This is a genomic window from Micromonospora sp. WMMC250, assembly GCF_027460215.1.
GTDB lineage: Bacteria > Actinomycetota > Actinomycetes > Mycobacteriales > Micromonosporaceae > Micromonospora > Micromonospora taraxaci.
On the sequence record NZ_JAPZBJ010000002.1, the window covers coordinates 7,490,965 to 7,517,368 of the forward strand.

Below are 26,404 nucleotides of genomic sequence, written 5' to 3' on the forward strand. Positions count from 1 at the left end.
CGATTCGCCCGGATGATCGGGGTCTTGGTCCCCAGCGGTGGCTACGGCCGCCGCGTGTGGTCGAAGGTGCGGCCTGGACGCGACGGTCGCGGTGGCAGGGAAGGCGTCCGGTGCGCGTCATGTTGCCGGTGGCGGAGGGTCACGGCCGGACCGGGATGTCTGCGCCGTCGCAACCGGCATCAGGTGCCCTGGGCTGTGTGGGACGGGGCTGCGATGGCCAGCAGCGCCGATCGGTCGATCTTGCCGTTGCGGGTGCGCGGCAGTTCCGTGACGGTTCGGACATGGTCGACGAGCATGTAGCGCGGCAACTGTTGTGCGCAGTGCTGTCTGAGGGCCAGAGTCCCCGGCTGCCGATCGGGGTGTGGCAGCACGAATGCTGTCAGCCGGGCGTCCACGCCGGTTCCAGTTACGACGGCGACGGCTTCAGCGACGTCCGGGTGGGTGGTTAGGGCCGCTTCGATGTCACCGAGCTCGACGCGGTGACCGCGTACCTTCACCATGTGATCGCGCCGGCCCACGAAGTCGAATCCCCCGTCAGGCAGCACACGTACCAGGTCGCCGGTGCAGTACGGCCCTTGATGGCGTGGCCGGCCCCAGTATCCGAGCATCACGGTGGGTCCTTCGACGAGTAATTCGCCCTCGTCGCCGGGCCCGGCGACGCTGCCGTTCTCGTTTTGCGCCCATACCCGGTCTCCGCAGGCGGCGGTGCCGATGGGAACCGGCCGGTCGCGGTCCAGGTCTGCGGCCGCAAGTTCGTGATAGGTGCACACGTTTGTTTCGGTCGGCCCGTACAGGTTCAGTAGCCGGGCCGAGGTCCAGCCGGCCAGTTGACGCACGTGGGTGATGGCAAACGGCTCACCGGCGAACAACACCGCCCGCAAAGTCGCCGGCGCGGGCCGGTCGAGTAGCCCACCTTCACGGATCATCAGGGCCAGCGCTGACGGCACCGAGTACCAGATGCTGATGTGTTGGTCATGCAAGAGCTGAACCAGTTGTGCGGGTGCGTAAGCCAGGTGGCTCGGGATCAGGCATACGCACGCGCCGCCGGAGAATGCCGCGTACAGGTCGAGCACGGAAAGGTCGAAGGTCAAGGGGGCGTGGTTGGCGAACCGGTCCGCGGGCAGGGGCTGCAGTTCACTGGCCGCCCAATCGACGAAGGCGCGGGCATTGCGGTGGCTGACGCACACGCCTTTGGGCCTGCCGGTCGATCCTGAGGTGTAGAGGATGTACGCCAAGTCGTCGGCTGCGACAGGTTCATGGAACGACCGTGCCCGAGAGTCTGTATCGGTAAAATCTAGGCAGACGGTGCTGGGCTCGAGTTCGGTGCGGATCCGACCGGACAAGTCCGGCGTAGTCAGGACTGCGGAAGCGGCGCAGTCTCGAGCCATAGCCGCTACCCGCGCGATCGGTGTGTTGGTCTCAGCGGGAACATAAGCTGCGCCAAGCCGCAGGACGGCTTGCATGGCTGCGACCGTGGTGACTGATTTCTCCGCCCATAGCACCACCCGGTCGCCGTGGCCGACACCGTTGTGCCGCAGCACGGCGGCGAGAGTGTTGGCGTGCTGGTCGAGTTCGCGGTAAGTGACGGCATGCCCGGCGTCGGTGACGGCGAGGTTGTCGGGTTCCGCAGCGGCCATGTCGATGACGAGCTGGTGTAGGTTCACAGCCGCGCCTCTCGGGCGATGATCTCGCGCTGGATCTCGTTGGTGCCGGAAAAGATGGTGGCGGGGATGCTGTCGCGTAGTTGCTGCTCGACCCCAGTGGCGGTGAGATAGCCGGCTCCACCGAAAATTTGCACTGCGTCGATGCTGTTGGCGACGGCAGCCTCGGAGACCGCTATCTTGGCCAAGGCCACGGCCGTGGTGTGATCACGGCCACCGTCCAGCAGCCAGCAGGCCCGGTACAGCAACAGTCGGCTGCTCTCCAGGCGTTGCCGCATGCCGATGATGCGATGCGAGATCGCCTGGAAGTCGCCGATCGCCCGTCCAAACTGACGCCGCCTGCGGGCGTGCTCGGTGCATTGCTGCAGTTGCCGCTCCATTAGCCCCAGATATGCGGCGAACAGGCACCCACGTTCCCACGCCATCGAGTGCTGGAAGATGACGCTGCCTTGTCCTTCGCTGCCGAGCCGATACGCCACCGGCACCCGGCATTCACGAAACGCGACCCGTGAGGCCGGGCAGGATGCGAGCCCTAGCTTTCCCAGTGGGGGCCCGACTTCCACACCGGCCGTCCCAGCGGGTACCGCGAAGGCCGTGATGCCAAGGAAACCCGCGGATGGGTTGGTCACTGCATAGGTGATGAAGACGTCCGCGGCGGGCCCGTTGCTCGCGAATGACTTGTCCCCATTGAGGACGTAGTCGTCGCCCACCCGGTCTGCGGTGACGGCAAGCTGCCCAACGTCGGACCCGGCCGCGTCCTCGGTCATCGCGTTCGCGGCGACCAGCTCGCCGCTGGCAAGCCCAGCCAGTAAACGCTCGGCTGCCGGGCTGTCGCCGAAGTCGCGTACAGGAACGGCACACGCCAACAGGTGAGCGCTGATGCTGAACACAAAACCCGTGTCGGGGCAGCCGTGGCCGAAAGCTTCCAGGCACAGGGCTGTATCGAGCGCGCCGAGCCCGCCGCCACCGCTGTCGGTGGGTAGGCACAGGCCTACCAGCCCGATGTCGGCTGCGGTTTTCCAGTCGTCGCGGCTGAAATAGGAGCCGGCCTGTTCCCGGACCGTCCCGAGCCTGGCACGTACCGCGGCCAGCACATCGTCATATCGTGCTTGTTGTTGCGCAGTCAGGTCGAAGTCCAAGGCTTGTCACGCCTTCCCCCGTTGCATCGAACCGCCATGAACGCCGTCGGCTGCCGATCAGCGCGTTCCTGAACAGTCCACTTCTGAATGCTTGCTGGATCGGCGGGGACGAGGTCGCGTCTGCGCGATGCCTCGTGCGTGACCGGCTTGACGCCTTTACGGCGAGCCGGTCCATTCCCGACGTCACATGTGGTCGTGCGAATCCCCGTAACATCCGGTGATCCGGATGATGATGATCTCGACCGATGTCATCGTTATCGAAACGTACTTGGCTTCGCGCGGGCTCGTCAAGAGCATCCAGGCGGCCGAGCCCGGCACCAGCGGGTTCCTGCGAGGGTGACAAACACTGCGAATGAGCTCGATAAAGGGCACGTGGCGCCGGTAACTGCCCAGCTCACGAAGCTTTGTCCTTAATGGGCGATCAGCGATCCCGCGCGCCGGAGCAGAGCATGCGCGGCGATGGGCGCGATGTTCGCCTGTCGCCTGGCCAGTCGCAGGAGCGCGTCTCACGTGCCGGGTCCTTCGGCCAGTTTGGATCGAGTCGTAGAGGCGGCACCGTCGGGCTGGTCATGGTTGCGTTCGCGCAGTTGCTCCTCGGAGGTGTAGTCCACCCGCCGCATGGCGTAGCGCAGCAGGGGCGGCGCCATGAGCGACGTCGCGATCGCTACCAGGACGATGATGGTGTAGGCGGCCGTGCTCAGGACGCCGAGGCGGAGCCCGACCATCGCGACGATGACTTCGATGACACCACGGGCGTTCATGCCTGCGCCCAGTGCCAGGGCCTCCCACCGGTTCATTCGGCTGGCCCGTGCGCCGATGTAGGCACCAGCGAACTTGCCGAGGATCGCGACGGCAAGGACGAGGATCGCGGCGGCGAGGACCACTGGTTCTCCCAGGGCGGTCAGGTCCATCCGTAGCCCCGCTGTGGCGAAGAACAGTGGTGCGAGTACACCGAGCACGACCGCCCGCAACGGGGCGAGCCGGGCGAGAGTGAATTGCTTTGTCCGCCCGCTGGAATCTGCCGTGGGCGGTCGCAGGGCCGTGGTGGCGGGCTGCGAGCTACTCGGGGCACAGGTGCCGATGAGGATGCCGACGACGAAGGCCCCGAACACGGCTTCGAGTCCGAGCGCGTGCGTAGCAGCGGCACCCAGCAGCACGAGCACTACGGCGGTGGCAACCACGGGCCCGGAGTCGGACGATCGGGCGCTCATGCGCAGTGCGACGCGGACGATGGGCCTGCCTACCAGCGCTGCCAGGATCAGCACCGCCGCCAGGTACGTCAGTGACAGGCCGACCTCGCCGGCGTGCAGGCCGGTGGTGGCCATCGCTGACACGACAGACAGCATCAGCCACCCGAAGACGTCGTCCACCATGCCTGCGGACAGGATCAGCTGACCGATATTGCGGTGCAGCAGATTCATGTCTATCAGGGTCTTCGCGATAACGGGTATAGCGCTGACGCACATCGCGACGCCGAGGAACAGGGCGAAGACGGTGCGGTCTCCGTCGTCGGCTAGAAGTGAGGTCGGCAGCAGGTAGCCGGTCGCGATACCCAGGCCCAGCGGCACGATGAATCCCGCCACGCTGATGCGCGCGGCGGTGCTACCGCGGCGCCGTACCAGGGCAGCGTCGACCTCGGTGCCGGTGATGCCGACCAGCAGCAGCACGCCAAGTTGCCCGACCACGTCGAGTAGATGGAACTGGCTTGGGTCCTTGGGCAGCAACCAGCCGGCGAGGCTCGGTGCGAGGTGGTCGAGCACGGATGGACCGAGGAGCACACCGGTGCACAGCTCACCGACGACCGCCGGCATGCCGAGCCGCACGGCGAGCCTTCCGAGCAGTAGTGCCAGCAACAGGAGCAGGCTGATCTGGAGGAGGAACACCAGCAGCGGATGAGCCGCAACCGGTGCAACGGGAACTGCGAGCGCCAACGTAGCCTCCCAGGACTGCCGCACCGGAGAGGTGCGGTTTGCGGATGGCGGAGTGCCTCAGGTGCAGGGTGTGGCCGAGCGAGAGGACGGACTGTCGGGGCGGGGGTCGGTCTTAGCCGCGGCGGAAGTGCAGCCAGGGTGAGTGCGGTGGTCGACGGAGGGCAGCAGCTGCGCTCCTTTTTCTAGCTGGGTGGGCCACATGTCGGCGGCGACCAGCGACGGTCCTGGTGCACGGAGGGCACGTCGGGGCGGCACGATGCGGAGAACCTTCGCACGTCGACGGAGCGGTGGGTGATCTTGCTGCGGCAGGCAGTCGCCGCGAACCGTGCCGCCGGAACCGTCCTCGTGACTGTCCGGCCCTCCCCCCCGGCCGCCGGTCAAGCGTCCACCTTCACGGCTGTGGACGCTTGGCATGTTTCGTTTACGCCGCCGACGGTCGCCCGGCCATCATGAACATCGCCAATTGGCAATGTCAACAGGCGTGACCGATGATGTCGGATCGTCCGGATATATGATTCGCTGCGGTCGATCGGGATGCACGGGTCGAACGGCGGGCTGGTACCGCGGGGCGACACAGCGACCGAGACCTGACCGTGGTGCACTGCGGCTTGGCCCGTGAACGATCGGCAGGTGGGGACTCCGTCAGCGGGGTTGAGGGTGCCGCGCGCCACCAGGCATACCCAGGCGATGTCCGCGAGCACTGCCACAAGCGGCATGGTCAACGGTGCAAGCCGACCAGCGCGGGGCCGGGGTGTCCGCGAGCAGGTGGAAGTGGGGTGATTCGTCATGGCAGAGCCATCCGAACCGAGCGCCCGCGTCACCGCCGACGTATATTCACCACTCTTCCAAATCAACCATCGGTGGCCAGATTTCTGGTGTTTCGCAAAGTGTGCAGAGACTCTGAGCGCTAACCTCCCAGAGCGATCCGAGCGTCAGCAGGTCACCCTGGTGGCGGACCGAAGAAGGCGCCTATGGGCAGACAAGCAAAGTGGTCGGCCGATATCAATGCCGTAGCGATGCTCTAACGACGCGATCGCGACAAGGTGGCCGGAGAGCCATTGAAGGCAGCTTTCTGATAGAAGGAGCGAGGCGAGGCATCCCGGCTAGCTCAAGATTCAGCCCAGCCTTCACCTGGGTTGGATAAACGATGCGCAGTCATCTGACGACGTTGATACCTTCACTCGGTTAGACCCGCCCGGCCTCCCGCTCTCCAAACCCTTCAAGCGTCTAAACAGATCGTCAAACTACTACTGTCTCGGTGTTTGTGATAGGCGCGGCCGTCTGGCTGATCGATCCGCGCTTCGAATACTGCAATGGCTTCCAGCCCAATGTGTGAATTTCGTGACAGGAGTTGAGACCGTTACCGTCACCCTCGACAAGGCGGGCAATTGGTCAATTACCCCGCAAGGTCATATGCACCTTCCGCTGTTCGTTCAGAGCGAGCTAGGCATTGTCGTGGGGGATCGATTGTTGATCGCGGCAGACCAGCGTTCTGGAGTGTTCCGGACCAACACGATGAGTTGGCTCGATCGGGCATTCGGAAGTCTGGACGAATATGCTTAGGAATGTGGAACTATGACCGACGACGCACCTGTGGTTGCAGGCAGCAACGAATTAGAGGCGGTGCGGCTGCTGTTGGGCCGGCTGGGACTGACGGCTGAGCAACTACTCGGCGGCGCGCCGACGCCTGCCGACTCGGGACCACCGCCTCGCGGCGCCGAGCAAGAACTACCGGTACTCGACGAACCTGCAAGTGTCCATCGACGCCTACACCCGCCTGGTCATCGCCGTCGGCGAGCCCCAGCCGGGCAACCGCAACGACACGATCGTCTACCGCACCTCCGGCATTGACCAGAAGTTGGCCGGACGGCCCGTCATGGCCGGCGGCGGCTACCGCGGCAATCCCGAGGTGATCATCCCCTACCGCAAGAACCGCGACGGCAGCCCACTACCGGCCCGGAAGCAGGACCTGAATGCCCAGCACCGCACCGTCCGAGCACAGGTTGAACACACCCTGGCCAGGATGAAGAACTGGAAGATCCTGCGCGACTACCGCCGCGCCGCCCGCACATTGACCGCTGCCGCTTCCGGCATCGCCAACCTCCACAACATCGCCCTGACCTGGTGACCACAGACCCAGCCCCAGCCAACGCTCCACCCAGTTACGAGACAGCCCTTAGGGCGCTGCCAGCGAGGTTGCGACCGACGGATCGCACTGGTCAGGGCGCAGCCGCCACTGTGATCCCAGGGTCATCTGCAGGCTCGCACGACTACCGAGTTATTCGACTCGGTCGAAGGCATTGTGGCGACGGGAATAGATTGCAGTTCATCGAGCCAGTAGTTTGGTTCGACTTTTTGTGGAGAGTTCACAGCACTGTCATGGCCGCCCTATCAAGGAGCTGGGGTGGGATGCTTTGTCTCAGTCCCGTGAGCTGGTAAGTTGAATGCATGAACACCCACGCTAAGCGTGGATGCTCTAAATATGTATTCTCCCCCCTCGGACACCAGTTTTTGTGGGGATTCGCGAGAGATCAACCGGTCTCCGCGAATCATTCACCAAAGACAAGCACCCACGCGTATAGCGACCATCGGGGGACGGTTCCTGCTGCGCTGATATCGGTGCGACTCTGCTGGCGGCGGTCATGAGCCGCCGACCGCACCCCCCACACCGCGACGTTGAGCAGATCGTCGAGGCGCTCATTCCCGTCCCGCTGCCGGTCACACCGCCGGAATCGGCGCCCTGCCGACGTTGCCGTCACCCGCTGGCCAGACAACCGATGTGCTGTTCGATGTGGCCCGTCCGGATGCCGCTGGGCGGGTCACCGCTCGCCCGCTGCTGCGCGCTCTGGGCTGGACTCCCCTGCCTCGCCCTACACGTCGACGTCGTGCACGCCGCCATCCTCATCACCCCGACGCCAGCCGGTGCGCACGTCGTGGGCACCCGCGAGGAACTGCCCCTGCCGGCCGCCGCCCGCTACCTCTGCGGCATCACCGCGGGTGAACCGGTGCTCCTGGCCGCCCTCCCGGGTCGGAATCTGCTTGTTGTGCACGCCTCACACACCATCGCCGAGGCGCTGGCGGACCTGCACGCGCGGATCCTCAGGAACAACTCCGATGGCCGCTGACCCGGACCGCGTCGCAACGGCAAGGGCGCTGCTGGAGCACCTTGGCCTCACTCCCGCCGACCTCACCCGCACCGATGTGCGTGTCGTGCCATCCACCGCCGGCGCCCGGTCCCGGCGCAAATCCCGCCTGGGCCGGCACGCCGGGGAGCACTTCATGGCCGCGGCCCGTGCCTTCTACAACCGGGCCATCGCCGACGGTCACCTCGCGGCCGTGGACAGCCCCGCCCACGGGGTGCGCAAACCCCGCCGGCAGCCCAACACCCGCCGCGCCCTGACCCCGCACGAGCTGGAGGAGATCAACCGGGCCGTCCGCCGCGGCGGCAACGACATCATCCTCGACGCCCTGCTGCTGCGGCTGCCCACCGAAACCGCCTGCCGACGCGGCGGCGCCCTGGCACTGCGCCTGATCGACCTCGACACCGCGCACTCCCTGATCCGGTTGGCGGAGAAGGGTGGCACGCAACGGTGGCAGCCGATCACGCCGGCGCTCGCTGCCCGTCTTGCAGAGCACGCCCGTGCCCGTGAGGTGGTGCTGCCCACCGACGCGCTGCTGCGCTACCGCAACCGCTAACCCGCCACCTAACGCCGCTACGACCTGCTGTGGGCTCGCATCGGCCGGCAGTTGCCGTGGGTCGCCGCCCAGGGGATCTCCACGCATTGGCTGCGCCACACCACCCTGACCTGGGTGGAGCGGCATTTCGGCTACGGTGTGGCCCGCGCCTACGCCGGACGCACCGACAGCCGCGGACCCGCTACCACCATGTACATCAAAGCCGACATCCAGGATGTCGCCACCGCTCTGGCAGCCCTCACTGGTCAGTCACACCCACTGGCCGTCGAACAGCGAGGGCTTCCATGGCCACCGGCACAGCCTGACAAGTCCCCGATCTATCCGAGGTGATCAGTTCGAGCGTCACCGTTCCCGCGTCACACGCGAGCCTGCCGCTGGAGCCGATGACCTGCGCGTCAGTCCCTGCTTGGATCATGTCCGCACTGTGTTCAGCGGACGACGGCGTACAAGCCCGACGGAGCCGTTGCCGGTAGGCGCTTTTCCATCTGCGGTAACGGGTCGGAGGTATCCGGCTGTGTCAGACCGTGCACGTACCCTCCGGTCGTCAACCGCATCAGATCGAGGAACCGATGATTCCCCCGACGATCGACCCGCAGACCATGGCACCGCTCGCGTTCATCCGCCTGCTTCACCAACAGGGCGTTGACCAGACGCATCTGCCGGAGCCGATGACCTTCACCAGCGTCCTGTCGTTTCACGACGCCGTGGAGCACTTCTTGGTCCTGGCAGGCGAACACCTCGGTGCTAACCTCCCCGACCACATTCAGTTCATGAAGTACTGGGCGGAGTTGCAACCGAAGAAGCTCAGCGGTGGTGTGGATCTATCCGGCAAGGTGGGGATGGACCGGCTGAACCGCCTCCGTAACGGGTTCAAGCACGTCGGGCAGATGCCGGGGCTCGCAGCCATCGAACAGGCCCGCGCCGACGTCGCTGCGTTCTTCGAGGACAACACGCCCAAGGTGTTCGGTCTCGAGTACAGCGGTATCGATATGACCGACCTCATCCACCAACCTGAAGCGCGAGCGAAGGTTAGGGCAGCGGTCGATGCCCACATCGCCGGGGATCGCCCAGAGGCCATGGCGCTGTTGGTAGAGGCGTTCGACCAGTTGGTGCATGAACACATCTATCCCCAAGGGTTCAGTGGCCCAGCGTTCACCTTTGGTCCCCGACTCTCCCGCCCTATGAGCCGGGGAGGTATCGAGGCAGCCGTTCGTTCTGTGGAACGGCCCTACGCGGGACTTAGCCGAGCACAGGAGCGACTAGTCGAACAGATCGATTGGATGACCCGGGTGACGTCCGAAGGGCAGCGCGCCCTGCGGATGATCGCCCTGAGGATCGACTTCCGGGAGTATCACCGGTTTCAACAACTCACACCCGAGCTCTTCTACACCGGCGCTGGACGCCAGGTCTCGCGGAGCCAGAGATACGCGCCCAGCTCCAGCGAGTTCGACTTCTGCCACCAGTTCGTAATCAGTGTGGCTCTTCGAGTCGCCGAGTTGGGGAAACACCTTGTCCTGCCTTCCTGGCAGGAGGGCTGGGAGGCATAGCCGTACCGCAATGCCGCGGTACCTGCGCCACGGAGCGGGCTTTGTGGAGCCAAGCGCCCCCGAATCGGGCTAGGGCTGAGCACGGTGGCGGCGAAGCTCGCCCTCCTCGCTCTGGCAGATGGCAAGGCGCCGGCGTCGTGCGTACTCCGTCTAGCTGACAGGGGTGGGTGACGTGGTGGTGCGGGTGAGCATGCCGATGGCGGCGAGGGCGCAGCATCCGGCGACGGCGGTGAGCAGGGGTGTGTATCCGGCGGTGGTGTGCAGGAGGGTGGCGGCGGCGAGGGGTGCGGTGGCTTTGGCGATGGTGACGGGTGCGGTGAGTCGTCCGGCGATGGTGGCGTAGGCGGTGGTGCCGTACCGGTCGGTGAGCATGGCGGGGGTGGCGAGGCTGGTGATACCAAAGCCGAGTCCGAAGCCGACGACGGTGATGACCGCGCCAGTGCGGGTGCCAGCGAGCAGCTGCATGGCGAGCACGGCGCAGGCTTGGATGGCGAAGACCGCGGCGACGATGGTGGTGACGCGCAGGCGTCTTCGGGCGGCGGTGAGGACGAGTCGTCCGGTGACGGACAGGACGCCGAGCAGTCCGGTCATGGTGGCCGCGACAGTGGCGGGATGTCCACGGTTGATGAGGTAGCCGATGAGGTGCACGGTCATGGTGCTGGTGGCCGCGCCGTGCGCGATCAGGGTCGCGGCGAGGATCCAGAACCGGGCGTCGCGCATCGCGGCCCGGGCGACGGCGCGCCGCTGGGGGTGTCCTGGCCGGGTCGGGCTCGCGGGCTTGGTCGTTGCTGCCGGTGGGGGCCGGCGGATGGTGAGTCCGTGCAAAGGGACGGTTACCGCGCCGTGGACGGCGGCGAGGACGAGTAACGTGCCGCGCCAGCCGAGGTGGGCGGCAAGGACGCCGGTCAGGGGCATGAAGATGGTGCTGGCGAATCCGGCGACGATGGTGACGGCGAGCAGGGCGGTGGCGCGTCGGTCGGGGGTGAACCAGGCGACGATGACGGCGAAGGCGGGTTCGTAGAGGACCATCGCGCCGGTGATCCCGATGCCGATCATCACTCCGTACAGCTGTCCGATGGTGTGGACCTGGGACCACGCCACGAGCAGGGCGGTGGCGGTGATCGAGCCGGTGGTCATCAGCGCGCGTCCGCCGTGGTGATCCAGCCACCGGCCGACGGGGATCGCTGCGAGCGCGCCGGCGAGCACCGAGGCGGTGAGCGCGCTGGTGACCGCGGTGGTGGAGGTGCCGAGGGTGGCGGCCATCGGGGTGAGCAGGACGGCGTAGGCGTAGTAGAGGGTGCCGTAGCCGATGGTGGAGGTGACGGCGAGGGCGGCGACGATCCGCCACCGGTGGTGCCCGCCGACGGCTGCGTCGGCGGGCACCGTGATGGTGGTGGGCATCAGCTGCTGCAGCAGCCGCCGGTTTGCGCGTCGGCGGGGGCGGCGTCGAGGGTGAGCAGGCTCAAGGGTGCGGCGCGCAGCCCGCCGGCGATGCCGGTGGCCAGGCCTCGTCCGGAGCTCGGGGTGGCCGGGGCTGGCCCGCAGCAGCTGTCGGCGTTGGCGGACACGTCCGGGTTGCTGTTGCACACCCCGGTTTCGGGCAGGTCGAGTTGGACGTCGTGGGCGGCGCTCCAGTCGCCGGCGAGGGCGGCGACGACGGAGCGGACCTGCTCGTAGCCGGTGGCCATGAGGAACGTCGGCGCCCGCCCGTAGGACTTCATGCCGACGGCGTAGTAGCCCGGCTCGGGGTGGGTGAGCTCGTTGACGCCGTGTGGGGGCACGGTGCCGCAGGAGTGCTCGTTGGGGTCGATCAGCGGGGCGAGGGCGCGGGTGGCGCCCATGACCGGGTCTAGGTCGAGGCGCAGCTCGGCGGCGATCGTATGGTCGGGCCGGAAGCCGGTCGCCGCGACGATCCGGTCCACGGAGATGGACTCTTCGCTGCCGTCGGCGTGCCGCACCACCACGCTGACCCGGCCGTCGGTGGGGGTGAGGGCGTGCACGGCGAAGCCGGTGAGCAGGCGGATCCGGCCGGCGTCGACGTGCGCGCGTAGCCGGGAGCCGAGGGCGCCGCGTGCCGGGAGGGCGTCAGCGTCGCCGCCGCCGTAGGTGCGCGCCGGTGAGGTGGTGCGGATTGCCCAGGTCACGGCGGTGCCTGGATGTTCGGCGGCGAGGTCGGCGAGGGAGAGCAGGGTGTTGGCGGCGGAGTGACCGGCGCCGACGACGAGGGTGTGCCGGCCGGCGAACCGGTCCCGGTCGGCGCCGAGGACGTCAGGCAGCGCGTGCTCGAGGTGCGCCGCGACGTCAGCCTCACCCCGGGCTGGCAGGCCGGAGGCGCCGAGGACGTTCGGAGTGCCCCAGGTCCCGGACGCGTCGATGACCGCGCGGGCGAGCACCTCCTGGCCGTCGGCGAGGCGGATCAGGAACGGCGTGCTGTCGCGGCCGGCGGTGCGCAGCCGGTCCAGGCCGACGCGGCTGATCGCCTCGACCCGGGCGCCGTAGCGCACGTGCGGCTTGAGTTGCGGCAACTCCGCCAGGGGCTGGAGATAGTCGCCGGCCAGTTCCGCGCCAGTGGGCAGGGCCTCCAGGTCGGGGGCGACCCAGGCGGCGTCGTCGAGGAGCCGGCGGGCGGCGGGGTCGATGTTGTACCGCCAGGGGGAGAAGACCCGGACATGTCCCCACTGCCGCACTGCGGCGGCGGGGGTGTCGCCGGCCTCTAGGACGAGGAACGGCAGGTCACGCTCGTGCAGGTGCGCGGCGGTGGCCAGGCCGACCGGGCCGGCGCCGATCACCACGACGGGCAGGTCATCCAGGGTGCTCATCAGGTATCTCCTCTGTGTCGAGAGTTGTCGAATCAAACAGGTAGACGGCGGCCATGCGCCTGAGGGGAGGGTGGGTCAGGTGATGACGGGGCTGCGGCGTTCCAGCAGGATCACGTCGCGCCACCGGCCGTGGTGGCGGGCGACCCGCTCGCGCACGCCGATGACCCGGAAGCCGGCGCGTTCGTGCAGGTGGAGGCTGGCGGTGTTCTCGCCGAAGACACCTGATTGGATGGTCCAGACGCCGGCGGCTTCGGTGGAGGCGATCAGGGCCTCCAAGAGCGCGCGGGCGACGCCGCGGCCTCGGGCGGCGGGGTCGACGTAGACGGAATGCTCGACCACGCCGGCGTAGACCGCGCGGGCGGAGGTGGGTGAGACGGCGACCCACCCGAACACCGTGTCGTCGGCGGCGACGAGGCGGTGCTCGGGCAGTTTGCCGGCGTCGAACTGGGCCCAGGTCGGCGCCGTGGTCTCGAAGCTGGCGTCGCCGCCGTCGAGGCCGGCCTGGTAGATGGCGAGCACCCGTGCGGCGTCGCCGGCCGTCATGGGGCGAACAGTGATGTCGGCCATCAGCAGGCTCCGTTCGGGTGGGGGGCGGGTCGGCCCATGACGACGTCGGCGGCGGAGGGGAAGCAGTCGACGCAGGCGTCGTTGATCCGGTAGTGCCGGGCGGTGCCGACCGCCTCGACGAGCACGAACCGCACGTCGGTGAGGATCTTCAAATGTTGGGAGACGGTGGACTGGGCCAGGCCGATCGCGGCGACGATCTCGCCGACGTTCATCGGTCGGGCATGGCGGGCGAGGTACTCGACGATCTGGACCCGGGTCGGGTCCGCGAGGGCCCGGAACCACGATGCGTACTGCTGCGCGGTGCTCCGGTCGAGCAACTCGTCCACAACCCCACCCTTCTATCGTTTATCGCCGATCGACGATGAAACTGTAGCGTGCGTGGAAGCGGCGAGACAGACGGTGGCGACGACGAGGCGGGCGATCGCTTCGAGCGTGTGCGGGTCGACGCGGTCTGGGGTGTCGGCGGGGCTGTGGTAGCCGGCCATGCCGGCGCCGATGCCCACCGCGGCGAGACCGGCGGCGGCGTAGCGGCGGTTGTCGGAGGCGACCGGCCCGGCGGCGAGCGGAAGGCCGGTGTGCCGCCCGGCCTGATCGAGTAGGGCGAGCAGCGCGTGGGCCGGCCCGCCGGCCTCGACCGCGGCGGCCTGGTCGAGCAGCCCGGCGCCGTCGACGTTGATGACCAGCGGCCGAACGTCGCCCGCCTGCAGCTGCTGGCTGTGGTGGGCCGAGCCCAGCGCGCCGACCTCCTCGGCGTCCAGCAGCGCGACACCCACCCCGACCCCCACAGGGCGGGCGGCGGCAAGAATTCGGGCGGCTTCCAGGACTACCGCGACGCCGCTGGCGTTGTCCGACGCGCCGGGCTGACGCAGACCGGGACGGTCGCCGACGCCGTCGTAGTGAGCGGTCAGCAACACCTCGATCCCGCCCGCCTGCGCCGCCGGGAACCTCGCGTGGATGTTGGTGCCGGTGACGTCGCGGCGGCGTAGCGGGGTGTTTGCGCTGCACCAGCCCTTCCCGGTGACGGCGGCCAGGACGGCGCGGTGGGTGCCCGCGTCGAGGGTCAGGATGGGCAGCGGTCCCGGGTCCGGTCCGGCGAGGACCGTGTACTGCCAGCCGTCGGCATCGACGGCCCGGCTCAGCAGTAGACCCGCGGCGCCCGAGGCATCGCGGGCGGCATCGAGAGGGTTCCCGCCGGTGGGCACCACTAGCCACCGGCCGGCCGGGTCGCCGCTGCCGGCCACACCCAACGGGCCGCGCCTGACCTCAGAAGTGTCGGCTGAGGCGCAGTGGACCGCGACCTCGCGGCCGAAGGTCAGCCGCGTCGAGGTGTCACCTTTGCCCCAGACGACGGTCGGCGCCGCGTACAGCTCGGGCACGTTGCGGACCGGGAAGTCGTCGGTGTCGACCGTCGCGCCGAGGTTGGCAAGGTGCGCGACGAGCCAGGCGCGGGCGGCGGCGCCGCCGGCGGTGCCGACCCGCCGGCCGGTGAAGTCATCCGCGGCGAGAGCGGAGACCGTGGCGGCCATCCGCTCGGCTGACACCTGGGGCAGGATCGCGTCCAGGTGGGCGGCCGATCCCGATGGGGCGCTCATCCGCAGCACCCCTGACCCGTCGTGACGGCTTCGGTCTTCGCCTCGGTGCCGCAGCAGGAGCTGGCCGCTTCGGCGGCCTGCCGAGTGCCGCAGCACGGTCCCGCCGTCGCCGAGTGCCCGTCGGGCGGGAGGATCGAGCCGACCGCCTGCGCGGGGCTGCCGCAGCAGGAACCGGAACCGGTTACGGCCAGGGCGGCGCCCGGATCACCGGCGAACCCGCCGGCCGTCGCGGGGCTGATCTGGGTGTTCTCGCTCATCACACAACCTTTCGATCAGGGTTACCGGGCGCCGATCAGGGCGTAGGCGTTGTCACGGATCTGGTCGAAGTGCCTCTGCGCCCGCTGCGCCGCGGTGGACACCCGCGCACAGGAGTCACAGAACCGCGCTCCCGCCTGGGCTTTCGCCGTGCGTCGTGCTGTGCCGAACATGACGACTCCCTTTCCACGACGCCTGTCTTGACGTCTGTCGAATCAGAGAGTTGCACGCTGCTTAGACACCTGTCAACCTAGAGGCATGTCAAAGCAAGCTGCGTCGCTTCCCGTCATCGACCTCACCGCCGACACGCCGTGCTGCCCGCCGCTGGCGCAGAGCCCGGTGCCGGCGCAGACCGCCGCGGTGCTCGCGCCGGCGTTCAAGGCGCTCGGCGACCCGGTGCGGCTGCAGCTGATGTCGATGATCGCCTCCGCGCAGAGCGGGGAGGCGTGCGTCTGCGACCTGACCCCGGCGTTCGACCTGACCGGGCCGACGATCTCGCACCACCTCAAGACGCTGCGCGAGGCCGGCCTCGTCGACGCCGAACGCCGCGGCACCTGGGTGTACTACCGGGCCCGGCCGGCCATCCTGCGCCAGCTCGCCGGACTGCTCAGCGTCGAGCCGGCCGCCGTCGCGTGAGCCGCGCCCAGCGCCCGCCGCTGCGCAGGTGCTCGGCCAGGGCCCTGACGGCGTGGGTGGCGTCACGACCAACGCCGCGCAGGGTGTTCGACGAGAACGACCGCTGGAACTCCAGCCCCAGGTAGGCCAGCGCGGGGTGAGTGGTGGAGACTCCACCGACGTGTTCGGGCATACCGGCAGGCGTGAGGGCGCCGAGCGCGGCGAGATATCCGAGGTTCGGGCGGTAGCCGGTCGCGAGGATCACCGCGTCGATCGGCTCGGACGCACCATCGGGCCACCTGACCCCGTCGGGGGTGAAGGCGGTGACCATGTCCCGGCGGGTTAGCAGGCCGCCCATGATGGCGTCGCGGTAGACGCCGGTGTCGAGCACTGCGGCATGGCGGATCAGGCGGGTGAGCACCGCGCGCGGGAGGCGGTCCGCCCTCGTGGCATGCAGCCAGTGGTGCAGGTCCCGACCGCGGATGCGTTGCGGCACGAACTGGATTGGCGCCCGGGTGGCCAGGGTGCCCCGGGCGATCGGCGCCAGTTCGTGGGCGATCTGGATGGCGGAGTTGCCGGCGCCGACCACGATGACCCGCTTGCCGGCGTACGTCTCGGGCCGCCGGTATTGCGCGACGTGGCGCACCTCGCCGGTGTAGTCGCCGAGACCAGGTAACGCCGGCAGGTGCGGGTTTCCGAACGAGCCGCTGGCCGCGATGACCCCCGCCGCCGCGATCTCGTCGCCGCTGTCGGTGCGCACCAGATAGCCGCCGCCGGGGCGTTGACGCACGGCGGCGACACGTACGCCGGTGCGGATGTCGGCGTCGATGCCGCTGGCGTAGCGACGCAGGTAGGCGACGACCTCGTCGCGCCTCGGGTAACGCTCGGGATCACCCCCGCCGAACGCCAGGCCAGGCAGCGCGCTGAAGCGGGCCGGGGAGAACAAGGTGAGGCTGTCGTAGTAGTCCGGCCACGAACCCACCGGCTCGGCGCCTGCCTCCAGGACGACGGGCCGCAGACCGGCAGCCAGGACGGCGTGAGCGGCGGCGAGGCCGGACTGGCCGCCACCGACGATGATCACAGATTCTCCAGAGGTGGTCACCTCCTCATCGTATCGTCATTTCGTTGAATGACAATATGACCGTGGTGGGGAAAGGTGGCAGGCATGGATGAGCCCACGCCCTCGCAGGTGACCCCGCCCGCGACGGCGACTCCCGCAGGCCCGAGCGGACTGGCGCCGGATACCCAGGAGTTCCTCAAGGCGCTGGGCAGCCCCACCCGCCAACGGATCATGATGCTGTTCGCCCAAGGCGCCGAGCTGTCCGTCGGGCACGTTGCCGAGCGCATCGGGATCAGCCAGGCGACCGCGTCGCAGCAGTTAACCCTGCTGCGCCGGGGGCGGGTCGTGACCTCGCGGCGCGACGGCAAGACGGTCTACTACCGGGCGGACCGCGACGGCGCGCAGGCAGCGCTGGCCGAGCTGCAGTCCTACCTCAAAACCTGCTGCTGACCCGATTCACTCCGACAAGGCGAACACCCGCCAATCGGCCAGCCGTCACCGGCGGCCAGCTGCCCCATGAAGGGCGGCACCACCCCGGATCATCAGGTGAGTCCGGCCTGACGCTGGTCAGCCCTATCGGCCGGGCCACCCCGCGCACCGCCAGGTAGCTCTCACTTACCCCCGCTTGACACTCGCGGGCTTGCTCAGTAATCATTGAGTCAATGATTACTGAGCTTGCTTCCCTGCAGGGGCGCGCCCGGATCCACGCCGCGCTCGGCGACGCGGCGCGCCTGGCGATCGTGGACGCGCTCACCCTCGGCGACGCCTCCCCCGGAGAGATCGCCCAGGACCTTCAGATGCCGACGAACCTCATCGCCCACCACGTCAAGGTCCTCACCGAAGCAGGCTTGGTCGTTCGGGATCGGTCTGAGGGCGACCGGCGTCGCACCTACCTGCGGTTGCGGCCCGAGGCCCTGACCGCGCTGAACCCGGCGCCGTTGACCGGGGTGCGGCGCGTGGTGTTCGTGTGCACCCGCAATTCCGCCCGCTCGCAACTGGCCGCCGCCCTCTGGTCGGATCGCACCCACACCGCAGCGGCGTCCGCGGGAACGAAACCCGCCCAGCGGGTCCACCCGCGTGCCGTCGCCGTCGCCCGCCGCCACGGGCTGGCACTGAACCCGACCGGCACCTCTCACGTCGCCGACATCGTGCGCGACGACGACCTGGTCATCGCCGTCTGCGACAACGCCCACGAGGAACTCACCGGGCCGGTGCGGCCCCGGCTGCACTGGTCGGTGCCCGACCCGGTCCGGGCCGACACCGACGACGCGTTCGAGGCCGCGTTCGCCGACCTCGCCGACCGCGTCGACCGCGTCGCCCCCGTCATCACCCCCGCCGTGGATCCGGGAGAGCACCGTGACTGACACCAGCCCCCACCCGCTGCAGGAAATCTCCGTCGACCAGCAGGTCGCCCTGCGCACCGCGGCCACACGCCTCGCCGCCGAATTCGCCGGCATCTACGGCGCCGAGACGATCGAGCGGTTCCTGCAGTCCAGCTACGACCAGTTCGCCACCGCCGGCAGCATCCCCAACTACCTGCCGCTGCTCGCGGAGCGGTTCGCCCGCCAGCGCCTGCGCGCCCTCGCCCGGGTCGAGGGTCACCACCGCGACGGCCGGCCGGTGGTGCTGTTCCTCTGCACGCACAACGCCGGCCGCTCCCAGATGGCGTTGGGCTTCTTCACCCACCTCGCCGGCGACAACGCCGTGGCGTGGTCCGGAGGGAGCGAGCCCGGCATCGAGGTCAACCCCGCCGCGATCGCGGCGATGACCGAGCGCGGCATCGACATCACCGACGAGTTCCCCAAGCCCTGGACCGACGAGGTGGTCCGCGCCGCCGACGTCGTGGTCACCATGGGCTGCGGTGACGCCTGCCCGGTCTTTCCTGGCACCCGTTACGAGAACTGGGACCTCGACGACCCCGCCGACCAGGGCCTGGCCGACGTCCGGCCGATCCGCGACGAGATCGAACGCCGCGTCCGCCGCCTGCTCGATGACCTGAACGTCACCGCCACCCGATAGACCCGCCGGCCCGATATCGGCTCGCACCGTTAGCGCACTAGGAGAGAACCAACTGATGACCATCGCACTTTGGCGGCGCCTGCTGGCCGAGTTTCTCGGGACCGCCCTGCTGGTCACCGCCGTGGTGGGCTCCGGCATCATGGCCACCACTCTTTCTCCGGACGACGTCGGGTTGCAGTTACTGGAGAACTCGATCGCCACCGCGTTCGCCCTCGGCGCGCTGATCCTGATCTTCGGCCCGGTCTCCGGCGCCCATTTCAACCCGGTGGTCTCCGCCGCCGACTGGTTCCTCGGCCGCCGCGCCGGCACCGGCCTGTCCGGTAGGGACCTGGGCGGCTACGTGGCCGCTCAGGTCGCCGGGGCGATCGCCGGGTCGGTGCTGGCGAACCTGATGTTCGACCTCACCGCGGTCGACTTCTCCGCCAAGGACCGGGCCGCCGGCCACCTGTGGCTCGGTGAGGTCGTCGCCACCACCGGCCTGATCCTGCTGGTCGTTGCCCTGGCCCGCTCCGGCCGCGCCCCCGTCGCCCCGGCCGCGGTCGGCGCGTACATCGGCGCCGCGTACTGGTTCACCTCGTCCACGTCGTTCGCCAACCCGGCGGTGACGATCGGCCGGGCGTTCACCGACACCTTCGCCGGCATCGCCCCCGCCTCCGTCCCCGGCTTCGTCATCGCCCAACTGGTTGGCCTCGTCGTGGGCATCGGCCTGCTGGCTGCGCTCTACCCGGACGCCGGGAGGGCCGCCGACCAGGTGGTCGTTCCCGCTGACGACCGCGACCCGGCACTCGATCACCGCGCATGACCGTCACTAGCGAGCACCGTGGCGGGGACAAGCCCCGCCGGGAGTTCCTCAACCCGGCTCGTCACGTCGGCCGGTACCGGCTGCTCGACCGCAACAGCGACCCCGAGAGCTCCCGGCCCTCGCTTTTCGACGAGGCGCCGGTCAACCGGCTCCGCGTACCGCACTGCCAGAAAGGCACCTGATGTCCGACAAGCCCAGCGTCCTGTTCGTCTGCGTCCACAACGCCGGTCGCTCCCAGATGGCCGCCGGTTGGCTGCGCCACCTCGCCGGTGACACCGTCGAGGTCCGCTCCGCCGGCTCCGCCCCCGCCGACACCGTCAACCCCGCCGCCGTCGAGGCCATGCGCGAGGTGGGCATCGACATCACCGACCAGACCCCGAAGCTTCTGGAGTACGCCACGGCGGAGTCGTCGGACGTCATCGTCACGATGGGCTGCGGCGACGCCTGCCCCGTGTTTCCCGGTAAGCGCTACGAGGACTGGAAGCTTGAAGACCCGGCCGGGAAGGGCGTCGAGTCGGTCCGCCCGATCCGCGATGACATCCGGACCCGGGTCGAGCAACTCCTGGCCGAGCTGCACACCGCCGCCTGACCCTGTCACCCATCCCCGCCCGCCGACCCCGCCGTCGGCGGGCGGCTGTCCCTGAGCAGGAGCCCTCTCGTGTCCGATCCGCACCCCCTGATCATCATCGGCTCCGGACCCGCCGGATACACCGCCGCCCTCTACGCCGCCCGCGCCAACCTCGCACCCCTGCTCATCGAAGGCAGCCAGTCCGGCGGCGCCCTGATGACCACCACCGAGGTGGAAAACTTCCCCGGCTTCCCCGACGGCATCACCGGCCCCGACCTGATGGACAACCTGCGCAAGCAGGCCGACCGCTTCGGCGCCCAGTTCATCACCGACGACGTCACCCGCGTCGACCTCACCGGCCCTACCAAGACTGTCTGGATCGGCGAGCAACCCCACCAGGCCCGTGCGGTCATCCTGGCCACCGGCTCTGCCTGGCGGCCCCTCGGCGTCCCCGGCGAGCAGGAACTTCTCGGCCATGGCGTGTCCGCCTGCGCCACCTGCGACGGGTTCTTCTTCCGCGACCAGGACATCGCCGTGGTCGGCGGCGGCGACACCGCCATGGAAGAAGCCACCTTCCTCACCCGCTTCGCCCGCAGCGTCACCATCATCCACCGCCGCGACACCTTCCGCGCCAGCCAGATCATGGCCGAGCGCGCGCTGAGCAATAACAAGATCCAGGTGGCGTGGAACAGCGTCGTCGAGGAGATCCTCGGCCAGGACGGCGCCGTGGCCGGGGCCCGCCTGCGCGACGTGCACACCGCCGATACCCGCATCCTGGGCGTCACCGGCGTGTTCGTCGCCATCGGCCACGACCCCCGCAGCGACCTGTTCCGCGGCCAGGTCACCCTCGACGACGACGGCTACGTCATCGTCGACTCCCCGAGCACGCGCACCAACCTGCCCGGCGTGTTCGCCGCCGGCGACCTCGTCGACCACACCTACCGCCAGGCCATCACCGCCGCCGGCACCGGTTGCGCCAGCGCGCTGGACGCCGAACGCTACCTCGCCGCCCTGCCCTGACCGGCGCCGCTCCGCGCTAACCGTCCCGGTCAGCAACCCGGGCCGCGCCGGCGGCGGAATCGTCCCACGGGCTACCCGGCGAGTCGGGCGCTGATGTCAGCGACCGTGGCCTTGGCCGTGCGCCCCGCACCCACCAACGTCGCCGACGCCGACCCCGTCCAGTCCCCGTAGCCCAGCAGGTAGAGGCGGGGCTCCTCCGTCGACCTCGTACCGTCGGTGGGCGCAGTGCCGTGGCGCCACCCGGGCAGCAGCGGCGCGAGGTGGGCGAGGTCCGGCCGGAACCCGGTGCACCAGATGACCGCGTCACACGGCTGCTCGCTGCCATCGGCCCAGCACACGCCGTGCGCGCTCAACCGGGCGATCATCGGACGGGCGTGCAGCACGCCGCGCTCGCGGGCGTCGCGGACGCTGGGCACCATCACGATGTCCCCCAACTCGCTCACCCCGCCCCCAGCGCCGGAGGCCTTCCGGGCGGCCACATCGAACAGCACCCGACCGTCCACGTCATCTGGCATGAACCGCGGCGGACGCCGAGTGACCCACGTGAACTCGGCGACCTGTGACACATCGGCCAGGATCTGCGCCCCGGAATTGCCCCCACCGACGATCACGACCCGCTGCCCACGGAACTCCGCCGGCGAGGCGTAATCGACGGTGTGCAGCTGCCGGCCAGTGAACTCCTCGCGGCCCGGAACGTCCGGCAGGTACGGGCACTGCCACGTCCCGGTCGCGGAGATGACGTACCGGGCCGACCACACTCCAGCGTTGGTCTGCACCTGCAGGTGCGCACCCGTCGGACGCACCTCCCGCACGCGGACCGGCCGGCGCACCGCGAGGTCGTAGCGCTGCTCGTAGGCCCGCAGATAGTCCACGACGTGCCCGGCGCTCGGGAAGTCCTCACCGTCCTGGCCAGGCATACCCCACCCCGGAAGCGGACTGTACAGCGCCGGGGAGAACAACCTCAACGAGTCCCAACCATGCCGCCACGCGCCACCCGGCTGCGACTGGGCATCGAGGATGACGTGATCCAGGCCAGCGCGGCGCAGGTAATAGCCCGCCGCCAGACCGGCCTGCCCGCCCCCGACGACCACCACCTCACACGACCCGGACACTCCCTACCTCCTCGCGCTACAGATCATCATGCCGACACGACCCGAGTGGGCGCGAAAGTCCCCCCGCCCGAGAAGCGACGAAGGTGTCGTACGGCGAAAGCCGCTACCTCCTGCGACGCGGCATCTATGGGCGGCGGCGGTGAATCTCGGCTAAGCGCTGTTCGTAGCTCGTCACGCCGTCACGCCTGAGCCAGTAGACGTTCGGCTGGCGGGCCGACGCCAGCGCGCAGATCCGGGCCAGGTTCAACCGCACCAGCTCGATGATGTGGTCCCGGGCGGCATCACCGGGAAACAGGAACATGTGCACCTTGGCCTTGAGGAAGGCTTGCAGCTCCAGGTCCCGCTTGAGGATGTACTGGTCGCGGCCGAACACCACCCAGCCCTTCTCGCCGATCACCGGCAGCCAGTCCTCGTCCCTGACACCCTGCTCCAACCGTTCCCGGGTGAAGACGGACGCGGGGCTGTGCACCTGGTAGCCGAGGTCGGTAATGCACCGGCGCAGCGACCGGCCGTGCATGTTCTCGTCGATGTAGAACTCAGGCGGCGCGGCCCAGGAGGACGCGTGCGGCGGCTCGGGCGTCGTGGATGTCGATTCCGAACTCGTCCGCGACTGTTTCAGCGCTCTCACCCGCCTTCATCATGCCGGCGACGTCCGCCACCCGGGTTCCCGTCGCAGCGAAAATCGGCTGCCCGAAGGACCGCCGCATGTTGACGACCACCTTGGCTGGCTGCCAGTTGGACAGCGTCAGCTGCTCGGGGATCCCATCGTGGTCGAAGGCGATGTACTCCATGTGATCGGCCACGATCTCCTTGATCACATGCTGGTTGGTGCCACCGACGATCAGCCCTTCGCCCGAGCGGGTTTTGCTGAAGTCCCACAGCACGTCGATGCCGTCAGTGGCCAGCTCGGGTGCGATGAGGACGTACTCACGGCCGAACTGCCGCTGGAGTTCGGTCAGCGCTGGGCGGATCTTCTGCGGACGCACGCCTGCGTTGCGCAGCGCCTCCAGCACGTGTGCCTCGGCTAAAGCGATGAACGTGACCGGCAGGACGTCTGGCCGGCCATCGGCGACGTGCAGCAGGGGACCGCCGCGTTGGTAGCCACGCGCCCACCGGTGAAAAGTCTGTCGCGGGACCCGAAGGTGACGCCCGGCTTGGGCGAGATTGAGGATTCCTTCCGTAAAACGGACATCGCCCATTTCTCCCCCCTTTTTTTGCGTCATGGATTCGCCGTCAGCAGCATTACATACGCGGGGTGGGGAGCGCACCAACGTAGGGATGACGCGCTCTTCGCGGCACGCGCGCCATCTGCGGTCCCAGTAGCGGCCAGTGGCGACTGGGTGAGCCCGCGCAGGAGCGTGCGTCGATCAACCTCTGGCAGAACTGGCGGGCCACCGCTCTTCCTCGCTCAGGCAAGGCGGAGCACTCGGCGAGTGCGAGGAAGCTATCGGAAATTGAATCGACTTCACGTGCCAGAGGCGAGGTCGACGGCGAGGGCGAGGAGGGCTGTGATCGTCTGGAGGACGGCGAGGGTCAACGCGCACAGCGCGATCCGAGCTTCGAACGTCATGCGTTTGCTGGGCGTCTCGGGTACCACTAGTGGCGCGACGCTGTGAGCAACTGCCGGCGCTGGTTGCAGCGGCGGGGGCGCGAACGCTGGCGGGACGATGTGCAACCGGTAGAGCCACGGATCGAGCCAGCCAGCCGCACCGAGGTGGCGAACCCACGCCACCAACTTTTGTCGCTTGTGTTGTCGGCAGCCGACGAGAATCTTGCCGTCCTTGGTGCAGGGCTTCCTGGTGGTCTTGGTCAGGACGAGGCACTGAGCGTCGATCTTGAAGCCGAAGTAGTAGCACACGTACAGAAAGAGAGCCGCCGAGCAGAACAGGATGCAGACGAGGTTCTCCCAAAAGGTGGGCTGCGCGACGGGTTCCGGGTTCGCTGCCAGGAGAAGCACGACAGTGCAATCTACAGCAGGCAACCGACCAGGTTCGGACCGTGACCGCCCGGCAGGTACGCGCCGCGAGGGTATGACCATCGAGGACAGCGACCCGCAGCCATCGCCGTAATCCACGGCCCATATCGGCAAGTTGGCCCACCGGCTGCACCTGTCCGCTTGAGGAATGCCGCCGCCGGCAGAACGGCCCCTGGCCGACCGGCCGCGGCGGATACGCCCAAGACGCGAGATGATCCCGCCATGCGCGATCCTGCCGGGCCGCGCCGCGGTGCTGGGTCAGGTCGTGCTCCCGGTGGTAGCGCCCATCGTTCGTGGCAGGCGGAAGGGCTTCCCCTTGCCGTACCTCTTCCACCTGGTGCCTTCCAAGTCGGCGAAATGCAGGAGCGCCTTCGCGGTGCCGTCTTCCAGTGCGAACGGGATGGGTGGATCCTCGGCCAGCCTCCGGTCTTCGACTTTTACGCTTACACCCCCGGGGGGCACCACCGGTACGCGATCAAGCACTAACTCGCGGCCGTCGCGCAGCATGATCACCACGTCCAGATCGATCACCGCTCGCTGGCCGAAGTTCTGCACGTCGAGCTGGACGCCGCTGAGCCCTCGTCCTCCGCGATCGAAGAGCAGCCGGCTGTAGATGACGGCGCTCGCTTCGGCGAGCCCAGCCTCCTGTCGATCCTCAATGCGCTGCAGGCGCGCTTCCTCATTGCGTTTCCGTTCTTGCCTCAACACCGCGCCCGCAGCAGCAGCGGCCAGCAGTCCGGCGAACACGGCGGCGATGCTGCCCCACGCCTGCATCCAGTCGGTAATCTTGGGCTGCTCTCGGTCGCTCGGCGCCGTGTAGGTCGCCGTTACAGCGACCATGGCAACCAAACTGATCATGACGGCAGCACTGCTGAGCACGATGGCGGCAGCGGCCGCGTAGCGATTTAGAGATCGGGCCTCCACCTGGGCATCTTGCCTTGACCTGCTCCGATTCTTGCGCTGCTGTCAGCTCGACGACAGCAATGCGCGGAGGGTCTCTGCGTGGTGGTGACGCCGTCAGCAGCGAGGTGGTGCCTCTACCAGAACGGCCCGTGCCCGTCTGCCGCAGCGGTTGAACGGTACGTCGAACATCCAGGAGCACCGCCAGTTATGGCATTCTCGGCCGAGGACGAACAGCGACACCGGAGTGGGCCGGCTCGCCGCTCACGTCTTGCTCGACGCCGTCGCCACCTTCGACAGTTCGCGGCCGGATGACGACGCCGGCGAGGTGTTGGATCTGGCCGTCGCGCGCCTCGGCGAGATGGGCTGTGTCACGGCCACCTTCGACGACGCGACGGACACCGCGACCGTCGACGCTTCCCCGCTCGTCGGAGGCACAGCCGTACTGATCAACGCCCTAGTGCAGCGGATCGTGTCGCTGACCGGCCGATCCCGAGAGGAGGTCATGCACCAGAAACGAGAAATTATCGATCAGTCCATCTCACGGGGCGACGGCCGCCTCGTGAGTAATTCACCACCGACGATCTAGTGCCATCCAGGCGGTACGGGCACGGCTGTCCAGTCAGGGTGTCCCTCCCACCGCAACCAAATCTCACGGATCGACGGGGCGCCCCAGGTCGCAACCGATTTGATCGGGATGGAGGCACCGGGCCGGACAGGGTGCGCTCGACTGTCGAGGCGGAGCACACTCTTAGACCGATCTGGATCGAACTCGACGCTGTGGGCTACCTCGGTTCCGATGTTCACGATCGCCCAGTGCCCATCGGCACCTGCTGGTCGTACCTCCCAACCAACCGGCGGTGGCGGTGGCGGGAGAGCCGCTTCGGCGACCGCCGCCTGTCGTTCGGCTGCGGCGATGGCCCGGCGATTCAGTCGGGCCTGGTAATAGGCGACCGCGGTTGCCAGGAAAGCGACGAGGACACCGGACCAGGCCGCGGCAATAGCAGGATCCACGTGCGAAGGTTATCGAGGCGCGTCCAACAGATCATGGAGGTAACGCTGCCTGTCGCGTAACCACCGCCGGCCTCCGCGTCGCGAAACTCAAGGCCGACGTCGAGATTGCCGT

The 26,404-nt window shown here is 68.5% G+C and carries 28 protein-coding genes and 1 pseudogene; 13 read left to right on the top strand and 16 right to left on the bottom strand.

The features are described 5' to 3' along the window. Positions 1–179: 179 nt before the first annotated feature. The 3 genes from O3438_RS33955 to O3438_RS33965 all read right to left on the bottom strand — a co-directional run bounded on the left by O3438_RS33955 (position 180) and on the right by O3438_RS33965 (position 4,683). Complete coding sequence (locus tag O3438_RS33955) at positions 180–1,664, bottom strand: amino acid adenylation domain-containing protein (protein WP_269677937.1); 1,485 nt, start codon at positions 1,662–1,664, stop codon at positions 180–182. Next, positions 1,661–2,800: an acyl-CoA dehydrogenase family protein gene (locus O3438_RS33960; RefSeq protein WP_269677938.1), complete on the bottom strand. Its 1,140-nt coding sequence runs from the start codon at positions 2,798–2,800 to the stop codon at positions 1,661–1,663. The genes O3438_RS33955 and O3438_RS33960 overlap by 4 nt, the downstream gene beginning before the upstream one ends. A 506-nt stretch (positions 2,801–3,306) precedes the next feature. Then, positions 3,307–4,683 carry a cation:proton antiporter gene (locus O3438_RS33965; protein ID WP_269677939.1) on the bottom strand — a complete coding sequence of 459 codons (1,377 nt, stop codon included), beginning with the start codon at positions 4,681–4,683 and terminating at the stop codon, positions 3,307–3,309. A gap of 1,735 nt (positions 4,684–6,418) precedes the next feature. On the opposite strand from O3438_RS33965, the pseudogene O3438_RS33970 reads away from it, so the two are divergent. The 4 genes and pseudogenes from O3438_RS33970 to O3438_RS33985 form a co-directional block, all read left to right on the top strand. Further along, positions 6,419–6,859: pseudogene (locus O3438_RS33970) on the top strand (transposase family protein); the annotation flags it as partial. Positions 6,860–7,520: 661 nt separating this feature from the next. Continuing rightward, entirely contained in the window at positions 7,521–7,856 is a 336-nt protein-coding gene (locus tag O3438_RS33975; RefSeq protein WP_269677940.1) for a hypothetical protein, read from the top strand. Beyond that, complete coding sequence (locus O3438_RS33980) at positions 7,846–8,427, top strand: hypothetical protein (protein WP_269677941.1); 582 nt, start codon at positions 7,846–7,848, stop codon at positions 8,425–8,427. Before O3438_RS33975 ends, O3438_RS33980 begins: the two co-directional genes overlap by 11 nt. A 569-nt stretch (positions 8,428–8,996) precedes the next feature. Next, positions 8,997–9,974: a hypothetical protein gene (locus O3438_RS33985; RefSeq protein ID WP_269677942.1), complete on the top strand. Its 978-nt coding sequence runs from the start codon at positions 8,997–8,999 to the stop codon at positions 9,972–9,974. 150 nt (positions 9,975–10,124) lie between these two features. Here O3438_RS33985 and O3438_RS33990 read toward each other — a convergent pair whose 3' ends face one another. The 7 genes from O3438_RS33990 to O3438_RS34020 form a co-directional block, all read right to left on the bottom strand. Continuing rightward, entirely contained in the window at positions 10,125–11,375 is a 1,251-nt protein-coding gene (locus O3438_RS33990) for an MFS transporter (RefSeq protein WP_269677943.1), read from the bottom strand. After that, the gene (locus O3438_RS33995) at positions 11,375–12,793 is read right to left on the bottom strand and encodes an FAD-dependent oxidoreductase (protein ID WP_269677944.1); all 1,419 of its coding nucleotides are present in this window, start codon (positions 12,791–12,793) and stop codon (positions 11,375–11,377) included. Before O3438_RS33995 ends, O3438_RS33990 begins: the two co-directional genes overlap by 1 nt. A 75-nt stretch (positions 12,794–12,868) precedes the next feature. Next, entirely contained in the window at positions 12,869–13,360 is a 492-nt protein-coding gene (locus O3438_RS34000; RefSeq protein WP_269677945.1) for a GNAT family N-acetyltransferase, read from the bottom strand. Beyond that, positions 13,360–13,686, bottom strand: coding sequence for an ArsR/SmtB family transcription factor (locus tag O3438_RS34005; protein ID WP_269677946.1), 327 nt, complete (start codon positions 13,684–13,686; stop codon positions 13,360–13,362). The genes O3438_RS34000 and O3438_RS34005 overlap by 1 nt, the downstream gene beginning before the upstream one ends. A 12-nt stretch (positions 13,687–13,698) precedes the next feature. Then, the gene (locus tag O3438_RS34010; protein WP_269677947.1) at positions 13,699–14,952 is read right to left on the bottom strand and encodes a M28 family metallopeptidase; all 1,254 of its coding nucleotides are present in this window, start codon (positions 14,950–14,952) and stop codon (positions 13,699–13,701) included. Beyond that, a complete protein-coding gene (locus O3438_RS34015) occupies positions 14,949–15,209 on the bottom strand; it encodes a hypothetical protein (protein WP_269677948.1) in 261 nt (86 codons plus the stop codon). Before O3438_RS34015 ends, O3438_RS34010 begins: the two co-directional genes overlap by 4 nt. Before the next feature lie 21 nt (positions 15,210–15,230). After that, complete coding sequence (locus tag O3438_RS34020) at positions 15,231–15,380, bottom strand: hypothetical protein (RefSeq protein WP_269677949.1); 150 nt, start codon at positions 15,378–15,380, stop codon at positions 15,231–15,233. An 85-nt stretch (positions 15,381–15,465) separates the two neighbouring features. Between O3438_RS34020 and O3438_RS34025 the strand changes: the two genes are divergently transcribed. Further along, positions 15,466–15,843 (top strand): ArsR/SmtB family transcription factor, encoded by a 378-nt coding sequence (locus O3438_RS34025; RefSeq protein WP_269677950.1) that lies wholly within the window; start codon positions 15,466–15,468, stop codon positions 15,841–15,843. Here O3438_RS34025 and O3438_RS34030 read toward each other — a convergent pair. Further along, complete coding sequence (locus O3438_RS34030) at positions 15,815–16,924, bottom strand: flavin-containing monooxygenase (protein ID WP_269677951.1); 1,110 nt, start codon at positions 16,922–16,924, stop codon at positions 15,815–15,817. The genes O3438_RS34025 and O3438_RS34030 overlap by 29 nt on opposite strands. Before the next feature lie 63 nt (positions 16,925–16,987). Between O3438_RS34030 and O3438_RS34035 the strand changes: the two genes are divergently transcribed. The 7 genes from O3438_RS34035 (at position 16,988) to trxB (ending at position 21,291) form a co-directional block, all read left to right on the top strand. After that, complete coding sequence (locus tag O3438_RS34035) at positions 16,988–17,332, top strand: ArsR/SmtB family transcription factor (protein ID WP_269677952.1); 345 nt, start codon at positions 16,988–16,990, stop codon at positions 17,330–17,332. A gap of 212 nt (positions 17,333–17,544) precedes the next feature. After that, positions 17,545–18,246, top strand: a complete 702-nt coding sequence (locus O3438_RS34040) for an arsenate reductase/protein-tyrosine-phosphatase family protein (RefSeq protein WP_269677953.1) — start codon at positions 17,545–17,547, stop codon at positions 18,244–18,246. Continuing rightward, positions 18,239–18,901, top strand: a complete 663-nt coding sequence (locus tag O3438_RS34045) for an arsenate reductase ArsC (protein ID WP_332367438.1) — start codon at positions 18,239–18,241, stop codon at positions 18,899–18,901. The genes O3438_RS34040 and O3438_RS34045 overlap by 8 nt, the downstream gene beginning before the upstream one ends. A gap of 55 nt (positions 18,902–18,956) precedes the next feature. After that, positions 18,957–19,703 (top strand): MIP/aquaporin family protein, encoded by a 747-nt coding sequence (locus tag O3438_RS34050; protein ID WP_269677954.1) that lies wholly within the window; start codon positions 18,957–18,959, stop codon positions 19,701–19,703. After that, a complete protein-coding gene (locus tag O3438_RS34055; protein WP_269677955.1) occupies positions 19,700–19,885 on the top strand; it encodes a hypothetical protein in 186 nt (61 codons plus the stop codon). Before O3438_RS34050 ends, O3438_RS34055 begins: the two co-directional genes overlap by 4 nt. Continuing rightward, on the top strand, positions 19,885–20,292 hold the full coding sequence (locus O3438_RS34060; RefSeq protein ID WP_269677956.1) for an arsenate reductase ArsC: 408 nt from the start codon (positions 19,885–19,887) through the stop codon (positions 20,290–20,292). Before O3438_RS34055 ends, O3438_RS34060 begins: the two co-directional genes overlap by 1 nt. 69 nt (positions 20,293–20,361) lie before the next feature. After that, the gene (gene trxB, locus O3438_RS34065) at positions 20,362–21,291 is read left to right on the top strand and encodes a thioredoxin-disulfide reductase (RefSeq protein ID WP_269677957.1); all 930 of its coding nucleotides are present in this window, start codon (positions 20,362–20,364) and stop codon (positions 21,289–21,291) included. Positions 21,292–21,362: 71 nt separating this feature from the next. Here the strand turns inward: trxB and O3438_RS34070 are convergent, their stop codons facing one another. From O3438_RS34070 to O3438_RS34090, 5 genes are all read right to left on the bottom strand, one after another. Beyond that, complete coding sequence (locus O3438_RS34070) at positions 21,363–22,403, bottom strand: ArsO family NAD(P)H-dependent flavin-containing monooxygenase (protein ID WP_269677958.1); 1,041 nt, start codon at positions 22,401–22,403, stop codon at positions 21,363–21,365. Between the two features lie 124 nt (positions 22,404–22,527). Beyond that, positions 22,528–22,920, bottom strand: coding sequence for a hypothetical protein (locus tag O3438_RS34075; protein ID WP_269677959.1), 393 nt, complete (start codon positions 22,918–22,920; stop codon positions 22,528–22,530). A 19-nt stretch (positions 22,921–22,939) separates the two neighbouring features. Beyond that, positions 22,940–23,626, bottom strand: a complete 687-nt coding sequence (locus tag O3438_RS34080) for a DUF433 domain-containing protein (protein ID WP_269677960.1) — start codon at positions 23,624–23,626, stop codon at positions 22,940–22,942. 242 nt (positions 23,627–23,868) lie between these two features. Beyond that, the gene (locus tag O3438_RS34085; protein WP_269677961.1) at positions 23,869–24,360 is read right to left on the bottom strand and encodes a hypothetical protein; all 492 of its coding nucleotides are present in this window, start codon (positions 24,358–24,360) and stop codon (positions 23,869–23,871) included. A gap of 276 nt (positions 24,361–24,636) precedes the next feature. After that, complete coding sequence (locus O3438_RS34090) at positions 24,637–25,302, bottom strand: hypothetical protein (protein WP_269677962.1); 666 nt, start codon at positions 25,300–25,302, stop codon at positions 24,637–24,639. A gap of 223 nt (positions 25,303–25,525) precedes the next feature. On the opposite strand from O3438_RS34090, the gene O3438_RS34095 reads away from it, so the two are divergent. After that, positions 25,526–25,867 carry a hypothetical protein gene (locus O3438_RS34095; protein ID WP_269677963.1) on the top strand — a complete coding sequence of 114 codons (342 nt, stop codon included), beginning with the start codon at positions 25,526–25,528 and terminating at the stop codon, positions 25,865–25,867. Positions 25,868–26,404: the final 537 nt, after the last annotated feature.